This window comes from Virgibacillus oceani (assembly GCF_041521345.1).
GTDB lineage: Bacteria > Bacillota > Bacilli > Bacillales > Amphibacillaceae > Virgibacillus_N > Virgibacillus_N oceani_A.
On record NZ_JBGOHB010000002.1, the window covers coordinates 13,391 to 27,550 of the forward strand.

The 14,160-nt window shown below is 39.7% G+C and carries 12 protein-coding genes; 1 reads left to right on the forward strand and 11 read right to left on the reverse strand.

Annotation, left to right across the window (positions count from 1 at the left end; all coding sequences use genetic code 11):
- Positions 1-516 precede the first annotated feature (516 nt).
- The 3 genes from addA to lepB all read right to left on the reverse strand — a co-directional run bounded on the left by addA (position 517) and on the right by lepB (position 9,132).
- Positions 517-4,245, reverse strand: coding sequence for a helicase-exonuclease AddAB subunit AddA (gene addA / locus ACDX78_RS02045; RefSeq protein WP_486024929.1), 3,729 nt, complete (start codon positions 4,243-4,245; stop codon positions 517-519).
- A complete protein-coding gene (addB, locus tag ACDX78_RS02050) occupies positions 4,245-7,736 on the reverse strand; it encodes a helicase-exonuclease AddAB subunit AddB (protein ID WP_486024931.1) in 3,492 nt (1,163 codons plus the stop codon). The genes addA and addB overlap by 1 nt, the downstream gene beginning before the upstream one ends.
- Positions 7,737-8,580: 844 nt before the next feature.
- The gene (gene lepB / locus ACDX78_RS02055; RefSeq protein ID WP_486024932.1) at positions 8,581-9,132 is read right to left on the reverse strand and encodes a signal peptidase I; all 552 of its coding nucleotides are present in this window, start codon (positions 9,130-9,132) and stop codon (positions 8,581-8,583) included.
- Between the two features lie 500 nt (positions 9,133-9,632).
- Here lepB and ACDX78_RS02060 point away from each other — a divergent pair, with 500 nt between their 5' ends.
- Positions 9,633-10,022 carry a YhjD family protein gene (locus ACDX78_RS02060; RefSeq protein WP_486024934.1) on the forward strand — a complete coding sequence of 130 codons (390 nt, stop codon included), beginning with the start codon at positions 9,633-9,635 and terminating at the stop codon, positions 10,020-10,022.
- Here the strand turns inward: ACDX78_RS02060 and ACDX78_RS02065 are convergent.
- The 8 genes from ACDX78_RS02065 to ACDX78_RS02100 all read right to left on the reverse strand — a co-directional run bounded on the left by ACDX78_RS02065 (position 9,970) and on the right by ACDX78_RS02100 (position 14,142).
- Complete coding sequence (locus ACDX78_RS02065) at positions 9,970-10,227, reverse strand: competence protein ComK (protein ID WP_486024935.1); 258 nt, start codon at positions 10,225-10,227, stop codon at positions 9,970-9,972. The two genes, ACDX78_RS02060 and ACDX78_RS02065, sit on opposite strands and share 53 nt — an antisense overlap.
- Positions 10,228-10,433: 206 nt before the next feature.
- Positions 10,434-10,976, reverse strand: coding sequence for a hypothetical protein (locus ACDX78_RS02070; RefSeq protein WP_486024937.1), 543 nt, complete (start codon positions 10,974-10,976; stop codon positions 10,434-10,436).
- Entirely contained in the window at positions 10,973-11,614 is a 642-nt protein-coding gene (locus ACDX78_RS02075) for a hypothetical protein (protein ID WP_486024938.1), read from the reverse strand. Before ACDX78_RS02075 ends, ACDX78_RS02070 begins: the two co-directional genes overlap by 4 nt.
- 91 nt (positions 11,615-11,705) lie before the next feature.
- Complete coding sequence (locus tag ACDX78_RS02080; protein ID WP_486024940.1) at positions 11,706-12,020, reverse strand: YolD-like family protein; 315 nt, start codon at positions 12,018-12,020, stop codon at positions 11,706-11,708.
- Entirely contained in the window at positions 12,017-12,229 is a 213-nt protein-coding gene (locus ACDX78_RS02085; protein WP_486024942.1) for a hypothetical protein, read from the reverse strand. Before ACDX78_RS02085 ends, ACDX78_RS02080 begins: the two co-directional genes overlap by 4 nt.
- A gap of 427 nt (positions 12,230-12,656) precedes the next feature.
- Entirely contained in the window at positions 12,657-13,586 is a 930-nt protein-coding gene (locus ACDX78_RS02090; RefSeq protein ID WP_486024944.1) for an N-acetylmuramoyl-L-alanine amidase family protein, read from the reverse strand.
- Entirely contained in the window at positions 13,586-13,837 is a 252-nt protein-coding gene (locus ACDX78_RS02095) for a phage holin (protein WP_486024945.1), read from the reverse strand. The genes ACDX78_RS02090 and ACDX78_RS02095 overlap by 1 nt, the downstream gene beginning before the upstream one ends.
- The gene (locus ACDX78_RS02100; protein WP_486024947.1) at positions 13,834-14,142 is read right to left on the reverse strand and encodes a hypothetical protein; all 309 of its coding nucleotides are present in this window, start codon (positions 14,140-14,142) and stop codon (positions 13,834-13,836) included. The genes ACDX78_RS02095 and ACDX78_RS02100 overlap by 4 nt, the downstream gene beginning before the upstream one ends.
- Positions 14,143-14,160: the final 18 nt, after the last annotated feature.

The following is a 14,160-nucleotide window of genomic DNA, read 5'->3' on the forward strand; positions in this document are numbered from 1 at the left end:
CGCCCTTTGCGGGCAACGTCGGCATCCCCCTTGTCGAGGCAAGGGGGATCACCAGCCGCCCGAGGAAAGCGAAGTGTGTTCGGACTGCCGATTGAGTAAAAATAGACCCCCATAATCCGCAAAAGCATTATCCGTAAAATAAAGCGCCACCCAGAAACCGGATATGACTGGCAGCACATTCACGATTAATACGGTTGCATAAAAAAGAGATCTGAGATCAGAAAGTAATGTTGATCGCTTACTATGATATACAAATTTATCCTAGTACTTTATATAATATATCCTTCCGAAATAGGTGAAAAAACATAATCATTTCAAGTATTTATATCATATCACGGAATGAAAGAGGACAACAGTTATACAGCGATTGCAAGATATATAATATTAAAATTACCTGCTTAAGAGAAGTTTTCAGGTAGTCATTGCGTGTGAAAACAGCAAAAAGCGAGTGTCCTTAAAATTAGACACTCGCTAAAAAAAGAAGCCAACCCTCATATGAAGGTTGGCTTCTACAATTTACTCACCTGGCACTTCCAATAAAAGCTGCCTGGAAAAGAAATATAAATATGCTTCTTTCACCGGCTCTTTCCATATTTGTTCAACGGCTTGCCGGTACAAGTTCAGCTGTGTTTCATACCTTTTCATCAGTTTTCTTTTTGCCTGTGTGTCCACCTCTTCAGGAATGGCATCCGTTTTATAATCCATGATAATCCAGCCATCTTCTTTTGGAATCAGGCAATCAATAACGCCCTGAATCAGCACCTGCTCCTCCGTTCCATCTGCCAAGTCAGCATATACTTCATTTGCCGGCAAGGTAAGGCTGAAAGGGACTTCCCGATGTACATTTTCTACTTCTCTCATATAACCTGCAATTGGTGTAGCAAAAAAACCTGCTATAGCTGAATAATCAATGATCGACGCTTGTTCCTGCGTTAGTATTTCTTTTGCTGCCAGAAATTCCACAAATTCTGCAATCTCATCTTCACTTAAAGCTCTGTTCATTGGGATGTGCTGCATTACCGTATGCATTGCTGTACCTTTTTCCGCTGAAGTAATAGTTTTCTTTTTCTGTATAAAATTAGGCCGTTTTACTATTGGCGCCTTAAATTGCTGGACAAGCTGGTCTGAGCTGTATTCGTCCTTGATTTCCTGCTGTCTTTTTATTTCGGTTACCGTTTGTTTCGCCCTCAACGCAGCTGCTTCCTTGAAACCATAAGTAAAGGATAAACGTTGATCTACTGCCTGCTCCAGACTTTCATCAGCTACAGAAGCCTTCTCCCAGTTGACAATAGTACGCTTTAGCTCTTCCTTCTTGTCTCCCTCGGCTTCATCTATATTGACAAGCTCACTCCCATGTAAAATAGTTACATCCCATGTGGATGGATCAAGGTGAATCTCATTTAATGTTGAAATCAGCTCCATTTCTCCACGTAGCAGGTTGTTATCTTCGTGTCTGATAAGGGCTGGCCCTACCCAATCCAGATAAGTTTTGGATTCCATCCGAAAATGTGCGGGGAGCACCCACTGGGCGTGATCAATCATTCTTTCCCACTTTTTCCGTTTATCTTCCATCGAATTGACGTTTCCGACCATAACGAGTTTTTCTTTTGCTCTGGTTAACGCCACATATAAAACCCGCATTTCTTCAGCCAAAAGCTCTCGCAGTTTTTCCTGTTTTAAAGCATGATAAAAAAGTGTCGGGTACGTGATTCGTTTTACGGGATCGATATATTTGGAAGCAAACCCCATTTCTTTATGGAGTAAATACTGCTGATTTAAATCCATTAAATTAAACTGCTTATCCATTGCGCCTAAAATGACCACCGGGAATTCAAGCCCTTTACTTTTGTGAATGGTCATGATTCTTACGACATCTTCCTGCTCGCTCAGTGCTCTTGCCGCACCAAGATCATCATTATTTTCCTCCATCCGCTCAATGAAGCGTAAGAATCTGAACAGACCGCGAAATGATGTTTCTTCATATGTTCCTGCCCGGTCATAAAGTGCCCTCAGGTTTGCTTGCCGCTGACGACCGCCAGGCATACCGCCGACAAAGTCGTAGTAGCCTGTCTCCATATAAATATCCCAGATTAATTCCGATAATGCTCCCTGTCTTGAGGCAAATCGAAATTCCTCCAATTTTTCAAGAAACGCTTTAATTTTGTCTGAGGTATTATTCCGATTGGTATCTATATAGCTTTTCATAGCTTCATAAAAATAGGATCCTCTTTTCGCCAACCGAATAGCAGCTAATTCCTCTTCATTTAAGCCTACAATTGGTGAACGTAAAACGGAAGCCAGCGGAATATCCTGTCTTGGATTATCTATTACTTTGAGAAAACTAATCATCACTTTTACTTCAATTGCTTCAAAATAACCAGTGGACAGCTCTGCATAGACAGGAATCCCTTGTTTCTTCAATTCTTCTACGATCACGGGGCCCCAATTGCTCATGGAACGCAGTAAAATGACGGCATCCCGATACTGGAAGTCCCGCTGTACTCCTGTTGATTTATCCACAACTTGCAGCGGTACTCCGCCCTTTTGTCCGATCCATGTTTTAATTTTTTCCGCATAGAAACGAGCTTCCAGCTGAGCTTTTTCTAAATCCTGATAATCCTCTTCATCTTCTGAGACGTCTACATCTTCTTCTGCTTCTCTGTCAATTATAACGAGTTCGGGATTTGGCTCGGAGTACGGCAGTTCATCATACATTTTATTCCCATAGATTAATTCAGCGTTTTTATCATAATCAATCTCTCCCAGTTCCGCATCCAAAATTTGCCGAAAAATATAGTTTGTTCCTGTCAGTACCTGCTCCCTGCTGCGAAAATTCCGTGCTAAATCAATCCTGCTGGCCGGGTTAGTTTCTTCAGCAAAATATCCGTATTTCTGAATAAACAGCTTTGGTTCAGCATGACGAAAGCGGTAAATACTTTGTTTCACATCACCCACCATAAACATGTTGCCTGTTCCTGTACGGTCGCTGATCAATGTCAATAAAGTTTCCTGCACCAGGTTGGTATCCTGATATTCATCAATTAATAATTCGCTGAATTTTTCTTTATAATAATGTGCTACCTTGGAAGGTACCGGTTCAACCGTTGTTGCCGATTCATCCAAAAATAATGATAAACAGTAATGCTCCAAATCAGAAAAGTCCACAATGGCTTTTTCTTTTTTCTTTGTTGTAAATCGATCTTTAAAAGTTTTTACCAGCGCTGTCAGCTTTTTAACGACAGGTGCCATTTCCTGCATATCTTCCACATGACTGGCTAAATTTCGTTTGAACCACCTGTCTTTCATTTTATTCCAGCGTTTTTTATAGCTGTCTCTCAAGTTTTTTAATTTTTCTTTTTTCTTTTCATCACATTCTATTTTTTTCCCCGATAATCTGCCGAAGCTGCTTGATGACATAAATTCCTGCAAATTATCCCAGTTATGAAAATGGTTTAATGCTTCCTTTAGACCAGTAAGATCCTTTTCTATTGCATCCATATAATGAAATGGTCCGTCAGTTTCCTGGGTTAAATTGAAAGCTAGATTCATTTCATCCTGAATCGCAGCAAATTGACTTTGAACTTCGTTTTTTATAATATCCAGCCAGGACAGCTCCGACTCCTGCCAATCCGCACCTATCTCATAAGCTGTTGCGAGTTCGTCAAGCCATTCATCCGGCCACGGGTTCTGCATTGCAAAATGATATAATGACAGAATTAATTCTTCTACAGCCGCATCACTCCGGTCATTGGAAAAACGGTCTACTACAGCGAAAAATTCATCCTGCTCTATATCCCCTGCGCCATACCATTCCTCAAACAAATCTTCCATTACTTCCTGCTTTAACAGGTCTGCTTCCATTGTATTTGCAATCCGGAATGCAGGGTCAATATCCAGTAAATAGGCGTGCTGCTTTACGACATCCAAGCAAAAGGAATGCAAGGTAGAGATCGAAGCACGCTGCAGAAGAGATAACTGCTTTTTCAAATGGATTGATGACGGATCTGCTGCAACTGCCTTTTCCAAAGCAGCACCAACCCGGTTGCGCATTTCCTGGGCAGCTGCATTGGTAAAAGTTACGACAAGCAGGGAATCAATATCTACCGGATTTTCTTTATCTAACAGTTTTTGAATAATACGTTCCACGAGCACTGCCGTTTTGCCGGAACCTGCCGCAGCAGCGACAAGCACATCCTTCCCTGAAGTATAAATAGCTTCTTCCTGTTCTATTGTCCATTTGACCATCAGCTTTTCCTCCCTTCAGTTAATCTTTTTAAAATCTCATCCTCTTTCATATCGGTTAATTTATGATAATTATTGTCATCCAATGATGGATCGAATTGACAGACAGAATGAAACGGACAAAAAGTACAAGCGACGTTCTGTTTATGTTTAAAGGGATTTAAATGTACGTTTCCCCCTGTTATATCAAGCCCTGCATCGACCATCAGGCCCTGCACATGGTGCTGCAGCTTTTCAAAGTTTTCCTCATCCGCAATTTTAGAATTATAAAATCCGCCCCCTTTTTTGATCGCTGCCGGCACAATTGGACTGTACCCCTGTTCCAGGTTGGTATCCATCATTTTCACTGCTTCCTCATCAGACAGCAGCAAACCGTCCATTTTAAACTTTTTAAAAATCTCATTTTCTATTTTTTCTTCACTTATTCTATCATTGCCGGAGATCATCGGGTTATGGACATGAAAATATAATACGCCTGCAGGAGTCGCTTGCACCCCGAGCCATTTTTCCGACTGGGATAAAACAACATCCAGATACGTGAGCATTTGCAAGGCCAAACCGTAATATACTTCCAGCAAATTCAATCCTTTGGAGCTTGATTTGTAATCGATAATCCTTAGCAAGAGGGAATCTTCGTTTAATGCCTTGTCCACTCGGTCGACACGTCCCCGAAGCACAAGTTCATAGCCATTTGGCAATGCTAAAATATGTGGATCCAATGTTTGATCTTTCCCGAAACCGAGTTCAAGCCCTACTGGTGAAAACTGGCTTTGTCTTGCCTGTTCACTTAATACATAGGCTGCTCTGGCAATGACTTGCTGCAGTTTTTGCTGTATATATTTATACCGGTTGGAGCTATGCAAAATCTGATGCTGCAGCACAGGAGCAAGCTGGTGAACAGCTTTTTTCGCATACTGATCTGTATCCTGTTTCGACAATGCCGCAAAATCCCTGTTCTCCCCTTGGATCCATTCGGTAATTGTTTTTAATGCTTCATGAAATAACTGACCAATATCCGGTGCATCCAGTTTATACGTTTTTCGTTCCTCAAGACCAAGACTGTATTTTGCAAAATGCTGATAAGAACAGCGATAGTACGTTTCCAGCCTGGATACACTGGCATTGACCTCTTTTGGAGGATATAGTTTTTCCGCTGTTTCTGCTGATAAATCTATTGGTTTATTCTGGTAAAAAAGGCTTTGCAGGATTTTATATGTTGTACTGTGTTTTGCATGGTTTTCCACATACCAGTTTAAAACATGCCACCAGATTTCCTTCACCGGATAACCTTTTCTGTATCTTGCAAGCTGGGCGGTCAAGGCAGATCTTGTTTTCAGTGCTGTGGTGATAAACTGATCGGCCTCAACCAATTCTTCAGGATCCTGCAATAAAATATGGTCACAGCATATTGGGTATAAATCTTCTATTCGTTTAATAAGCTGGGAAGGCATTTTTGTATTACCTTCTTCATCACTTAAAGGATAGCTGATCCAAAGCTGATCCTTGGCAGCAGTGAAGGCAATATACATATAAAACCAGTCATCAAGCAACTGCTGTCTGCTGCTTTCCGCCAGTTTAAGCCCATGTCCTTCGAGAATCACTCGTTCCTCTTCATTAATAATACCGTCAGCCGGTGGTTTCATCGGCCAAATTCCTTCATTTACACCGAGCAGTAGGGCAACTTTGATGCCGCTGATTCGTGAGTGATCAATCGTACCAACAATGACCTGATCCATACTTGGCGGAACATGGGCAAATTTCAATGCTTCAAATCCGGCATCCAGTGTGGACCTGAAGCTTGCCAGCGTCATTTTTTCTTCTCCGGCCATTTCCACCATTTCATCAAACAGCTGAATAATAGCGTCCCATACCTGCTCCTGCTCTCGCCCTTTTTCAATTTCTCCCTGCTCATCATAAAAAGCCCGCATTGCTTCCAGACGTCCAGGCACTCCAACAGCCTCGAGCAGCATATACGTTATCTCGCAAAACTCCATTACGGTTTTGGCTTTTCGGATATTTTGGTCAAAATCCCGGAGTGCATCCACGACCTGAGAGCGGTATTTATTAATTCGCTTTTGAGTCTCCATTTCTGCATCCGTCTGACCCTTTTGTTCAAAGCCGCGGAACCGCTGAAAGACCCATTCTTCTTCACTTAACCATCGTTCCCTGGAAAGAATACCGTATTCCAATACATAATTTTCCAGTTCATCAATGGCATCATTTGTTAGCGGAAGTTCCTTGTCTGAAGCAGGAATAAATCCTGTCTTCAGCACTCTGAAAATAGCATCATACCGCCAGTTTCCTTCCACAATATCCATAGTAGAACGAATAAACTCAATCAGGGAGTGATTAATCATCGTACGTTTTTCATCAATAAATACCGGAATATCATAATCTCGAAAAATGGTGGAAATTAAATCGTTATACGTATTAGCTTCCCTGATAAATAGGGCTATATCCTGATAACGGTAATTTTCATCCCGCACAAGGCGAATGATTTCCTGTGCAGCCCCTTCAACCTCTGCCCTTGGGTGCACCGCCTCCGCAATCCGAATAGGAACATCTCCTGCGTAACTTGGAGAGGGAATCGTATTAAAGTGCTGCTCCAAATGAGCAAAATAAGGACGATCTTTAAATCTTCCATCTGCAGGATTCAGATAAATCGTATCTTCTACCGGAACCCCGCTTTCTCCCGCCATCTGCGTTAATTGTTGATAAGTTTCCGCAGTTTTGTAAAACAAATCCAGTTCGGATGGTGCTTCCTGATCCACTTGATCCAAAGTGAGCGTTACAGTTACACGTTTGCATTTTTTCATCAGTGCTTCAATAACAAGCAGTTCCTTAGGAGTAAAACTATGAAAACCATCCAAATAGATTTCTGCATCCTCCAGTGCTTGCGAGAGTCCGACCTTTTCTGCCAGCAATTCCAACTGATCCTCACTATCAATATAGTTTTCCTGCAAAGCAAAAAGGGATTTCTCATAAATATATACTAAATCTGTCAGTTTATTTAAAAGTGCTATCTCTTTAGGATCTTTATGTACAAAACGATCCATTCCTTCCATTTGTGCATAAAGCAGTTCCGGTGTCACATTATAACGTTTGAATTCGGTGATGATGCTTTCCAGCTGCTGTAAAAATCCCTGTTTCTCCTTTGCCTTTCCGAAAGTAAGCCATTCCCCTGTTTTCTCTTCAATAATTTTTCTAAGCATCATCTGTGTTCCAACAGAACTGATAAATTGTCTTGTAGCACCGCCTGTTTCCTGCAGCACACGCCAGGCCAGCCTTGAAAAGCTGACAACCTGTGCACGGATGCTTCCTGTTATATGTTCGTCGCGAAATAACGTGTATTCCTGCTGAAATGTCATTTGATCCGGTACAATATAAAAGATGGCAGAACCTTGCGGGTGCTCAAGCAATTTTTCTTTTATTTCATCCAATGTTCTTCCGCTTTTTCCGGTTCCGGCTCTGCCAATCAGAAATCGGACTCCCATAGTGACTCCTCCATTCAATTAAAAAGGCTGTTTTTTAAAGGATTGAGACTGAAATTTTCCGTCCTCGTAATGATTTAGGACTACGAGATATTCTCGTCCCACCGTAAAGATTTGTTGTTTTTCTGCAAAACTGATATATTATTATTTTGCTATCAGCCGGATACACGTACACTCTTGCGGGAGAAAAGGCATCAGTGATACCCCCGTAGAGCGCGAGGAGTGCTCAAGCACGAGGTTGGTGACAACCGTCATCGACCAAGACTGCGCCAAATGCTCGCCCATCATAATACCTGTGACGTCATCTACACTAGCACATGCTGTACGTTGGGAGCTCTCCAGTCGCCGGCGGCAAAGAAGACACGCTGAAAATGGCCAACGGGAGTTTCCAGAGATGCCGATTTGTGCCTGGAGGTAAAAGCGCAGTGTATTCGGGCTCCGGTCTGAATAGCAACAAACTATATGAACATAACCATTAAAAAGCTTCCATCTTCTATTTTACCAAAGATGGAAGCTTCTCCATAGCTATTTGCGAACAAAGGCTTAAAGCTAGATTAGCGACGTATGGACTGGACTGAGCCGTAGGAGATAAAGGAAACATGCCCCTTCATAGGGGTATGCCGACGTTGGACGCGAAGTCCGATTTTAGTCGACCTTCCTTCTACATAGGAGCCATGTTGACTTATCGAAGGATGTTCGGTTAAAAACGCGACGTCCTGTCGCAACACCGAACTGACCTGCATCCTGCAGGCCCGAGGTGAAGGACGTCTCGCTAGTCGCTAAGCGTGGAGCGGGACGTGGCTAAACTTGTTGTTTCATTAACACCTACATAAAATTATATACTTTCTTATTTCCCCAGTGTAAGACTCGCCTGAGGGAGCGGCCAGTATGTCATACCGACTTTTCCTACAAGCACTTCCTGATCAATAAAACCGAATGACCTGCTGTCAAGACTATCCTGCCGGTTGTCACCAAGCACGAATAATTTTCCTTCAGGCACTTGTGTTTCACCTGTCAGCGCTTTTAGCGTGAAATCCTCTGTAAAAGGGTCGGAACTGCTAGCCATTTTATATGATTCCAGAAATTCCTCTTCAACATATTCACCGTTCACATACAATTGATCGTTCTTATATTCTATTTTGTCTCCCGGTGTTCCAATGACTCGTTTCACGTAATCTTCTTGGTCATTTGCATGAAAAACAACGACATCAAAACGGTCTGCCTCCTGCAGGTTATAAAGTACTTTATTCACGATTAACAAATTGCCGTCATTCAATGTGGGCTGCATTGATTCTCCGACAACTGAATAATTTGCAAATATGACGCTTCTCAGCGTAAAAGCAAGAACCAATGCAATGCTTATTGCAATAAGCAACCTAGGGTAGTTTACTTTTTTCATGATTATCTTCCTCCAGATATCATTCTACCCTTTTTATTGGCTCTTCAACCCTCTTAAAGCTTGGTTTCATGCCTTGTTAACAATTTTCTACCCAATCTTTTCTCCATATATTTGCCAATCACCTAAAATAATAAAATACATAACCTACTGTCTTGTTTCGATTTGGAACGGGTGGAAACTCCATAACATTTGAACTCAATAGGCAAGCTCGCCCTTCACTGCATACATGCTGCTAAAACTGATGATACAGAAACGTTGAATAAATTTTTGAAAGGTTTTTACTCGTGAAATTATTCTATACTCAATTCGTATCCCATTCATATCAACCAGGATTAAACTGAAGTGTTTAATTCTAATCCAAACTGCCTGCTATACCTAGTCAGAACCACGGAACAGCTACTTTAATTTCATTGTTTTTCATTTTTTTATTGTATTTTTCCGTTGGTTTTGCATATAATATAGAAACAGAGAACATTTGTTCTTTTTTGGAGGGATGTCGTATGCGGTATCTTCAAGATGAGGATTCTAAAGTGTCCGTACGTTTTCTTTTTTTATCCATGGCAATGATCGTCATTGAGCAGGATATAAAGCATGTGGAAGCCGGACCATTCAAAATAAAAGAACCGTATCTGCAGCTATTGAAAAGCATGATGCAGATCGCTGTTAGTGAACGGAAGCAGTTAAGAAAAATCATGTTGCAGAAAAGCATGCATGTAGTAAGACTGCATAAAAATGATTCGTTCTCCACTTTTTTACTTATCTGTGATGGTCATGAGGAAAAAAGGAATTTTTTTAATCCGGCAATACGGATGAAAGTGGAGGAAATTTTACAGGAGCTTATGGATAAGGCTCTGCTATCATCCCAGCAGTATGTTTCTTCAAATACTTGAGCCGGTGATCCAGCGTATAGCGAAATTGAGCCGTTCGCTGTATTTGATTTTGAATCGAACCATAAGAAACTTGCAGCAACACCCGCTGGCCATCTTTGAAAATAATTTCCGTACCTTTACCCACTTTATTAACATGTTCAATATGGGAATGACCAATCCATGAGCATGAGGGGTTTCTCGGAGATGTAGTCGGAAAGAAGTACATGCTAATTATAACAATGTAATAGACTTATTAATAATATAAAACACTGATTTAATAGGGTTTTAGGGAGTGTGCTTCCAGTTGAATAAGTCTATTTTTTTATTGAAAGTGTATCACGAGTTGTATCACAGATAAACAATAATAAATATAGAGGAGCCTTGAAGGCTCTTTTTCTTTTGTGAAAATAAAAAGCCCTCGGTGTGAGGGCTTTACATTTGAGTTATAAAAGTAACTATAATTGCTGATATTCCTATAATAAAAGCCACTTGTCCCCAAAAGTTAGTTCTTTTCATTGACTCTAAATTTTTAACGGAATCATCAATTTTTTGTTCTGACTTTTCAAGACTAGCTTTCATTTTCTCATTTTCTTCAACAATTTTATTTTCAAGTTTTTCTATTACTGCAATAAAGCGTTCTTCTCTTTCTTTACTTTCTTTTTGATAATTTTTTAAAGATTCATTAAAACGTTCTTCACGATTAATCGTTTCTTCCCTAAGCCTTGTTTCACGTTCTCGTGCATCATCCAGTAAATGCTTTTCTGTTTCTCTTCTATCGGTATCAACTTTTTCCATATATTTTTCTAATATTTTACTGTCATCCATTTTTTCACCGCCGTTATATTGATGGTTACTAGTTGCTGCTATTTCATTTATAGGTATAGCATGGTTTAAGTGTGATCTTTTACGTTTACCACCTATAACACCGTCAGACTGTCCAGGAAATTCAATGACTTTGCCCTCAGAAGCATTCATTCATTTTCCCTCTCCTCTAACTCACTTTCAAGTGTAATCAGATATTCCTTTAAATCAATAGTTGTCGATTCTAAATCAGAAACAATGGTTCTAAGGTTAGATATATCTTCGAAACTGACAGCCCCTTCATTTAACATTAATGAAAAATAATACAGAATATCAGATATCATTAAAGAAAAATCTTTCGTGTCCACAGACATTAAAAATTGATCAGAATCATTTCTTAGTAGGTACATATTAAACATGTTTCTATTCTGATTATGCGTAAAATCCACTTTATCAAAACCCAAAGGATTAACATTGAATTGTTTGGCTCTCTTAAAATCCAATGAATAATTAAACAATAAATAATTCAAAAAAGTATTTGCTTTTTCGTTTTTAAATATTATATCGTCATAGGAATTGTCTTTAATATTTCCTCCCAATGCAAACCAAAATAGAAACATCGAAGCCTCTATTCCCATTATTTTAGGTAAAAATTCATCTCTCAAATTATAATATGACTTTGGCCATTCAGGACCTTCTATGCAACGATCAATAGTGTTTATTAATAGATGCTTATTAAATTCGTCTGATATGTAATCAATAAATGAATTGTAACCTTCTATTACTTGGTTGTAATCTAAATCTATTTCCAATATTTCTCCCTCCTTATATTGAATACATTCTACAAATAAGGTCTCTTTTCCTGCTTTTTTGCAAAATAGATATAACAATTGTAAATTTAATTTAATCCACCATAACATCAATTACATCATTAATGCCAACCTTTGTTCCGTCATCAAAAATAATACAGTCATCAGCAACAATACTTTTTAATTTACCTCTCAACATATGGTATTCATAATTGCTGAAAAACTTTACTTCAACAGTAAGACTATCGTGAATAGCAAGCTGCAGCTTCATCACATTTTCCTCTATCTGCTGTTCATCCTGGATTGGCTTTTCTTTTTTATCATCTTCTGCCCACATTTCTTTAATCATCTGTACATGCTCAGGCAACATGAGCGTAGTCCATTTTATGCTACCCCTGTCATTTGTCATGCTGTAAACCTCCTGCTTGCTTTTTGTAACGACAATATGTTTTCCATTTTAAAGGTGCGTACCTTCTTCCGATAATAACAATAAGCTAAAATGCTGTTTTCATGCTTATCCAGTACCCGGATAAACCGCTGTGTCAAGTTATTATCGTCATCAATATAAATCATTTCCAACACAGTTTTACTACCGACGGCACGGTTTATTAAGTCCATAAGATCACCTCAAAAGGAAACGTTTGTTCTAATATGATACCATAAAAACGAGAACGTGTGTACTGTTGTTTATAGTTGAATATTTTGCTTTTTAATATATAATAAAAAATAAAAACCAAAATAACAGAAATCAATAGAAAAGAATAAAAATATGGTTTCCAAATTATTTTTACCAAAAAATTGGAGGTATTTTTATGAGTGATAATTACTGTGAATGCAATTCAATCGCAGGAGTGTATACTGATAATGTGGATTTTGGATATTGGGAGTACTGCACTGAATGCAATAAAAAGTTAGAAGATGGGTTCCATTATTATGATGAGCCTGAACTATATTAAAAGTTTATTGTTTAAAAAGGGTAGAGTTTTCCAGGCTCCACCCTTTTTAAAATCAATAACACAAACATGAAAGAAGGATTTAACCTTAATTATACAAATGTCCCTGAATTTAATTGACGTTGCATTTCCCTGACCACCATAGATGGCCTACTTAACACACCATCTACGGTAGTACCCAAGTAAGTCTGTAACAACCTAATTGTCTGCGGTCCGAGTAAACCATCCACAGTAGCTCCAATTAACTTCTGCAACGCACGAATCACCATACTGCCGCCGCTGTTACTAAAACGTACAGTATTGCCGTACATAGCTTCAGTGACAGAGTTTCTACGTTGGTTACTTATGATATCGTCAACAGTTGTACCAAGCGCAACCTGTAACGCTCCTGTTGTAGCACCTCCCCACTTGCCATCAACTGTGAGGTTTGCACCTTTTGACTTGCTTGGAGGTTTAGCCTTTCCACCGCCAGAGCCGCCAGACAGCCCCAAATAAACCGCAATCCCTTTCGCATGTGCCTCAGCAATCTTTCTCAGGTTGCTATCACTCTTTAAAAAATCTGCATCCTGTGAATTGTCGATAAAGCCGTTTTCCGTTAGTACTGCCGGCATACTGGACTGTCTCAATACTGCAAAGTTAGCCTGTTTTTTACCACGGTTGTTTCTAAACAGCGGAGCCAATTCTGCATGTAATGCATCTTGCAATTTTCCAGCTTCGGAATTTCTGCTTAATTGATTATAAATATAATCCTCATACCCATAGGCAGATCCGTTAAAAGCATTAATGTGGATAGATACAAAGATATCTGCTCCCCAGCTGTTTGCATCATTTGTACGATCTGTTAGCGATGGGAAACTGTCATCATTACGAGACATTCTCACAGATACACCACTATAATCATTCTGCAAATAGTTCCTTGTATAACGTGCGATTTTTAGCACCACATCTTTTTCCTTTAATCCATTACCCGCAGCACCCGGATCACTGCCACCATGACCTGGATCTAAATATACTTTAGACATTATTTAGCCTCCTTTTCTCCATTTAAATACTGCTGAGCCCTTTTAGCTTCAGCCGTCCAGTTATTGTTTTTCCAGTGATTCCAAATCTCTGTACCCGCCAATGCAATAACAGATATACCTGCTACAATAGTCTCGTTGTCAAAAGGAAGTAGTTCATATCCAAACATTAGAGCTCCAGCATTAGCAAATACAACTGCCATAGCTACCAGACGGATCCATTTGTTATCAATTTTTTTAAGTTGTTTTCTCATCTCTGATCACCCCCTTTATCTAAATTATCCAATCGCTTATGAGCTTGTTTGGACGATTCCTCAACCCTAGTTAAACGTTCGCCTAATGCACCTATTCGCTTTTCGTTCGCCCTTAGATCAATCCGGATATCATCAACACCTTTACGGATATAATCAAGACCAGCCTTTACTTCTGCACTTTCTTTTGTATCGTTTTTGGTGGATGTGCTTTTTTTAGATTGATAGGTTAAATAAGCGATAAGAACACCAATAACGGCAATAAAAAAAGATCCAATTGAAATCAATATTCCTAGTTCGACACTCATGCTCGACCCCCTACATTT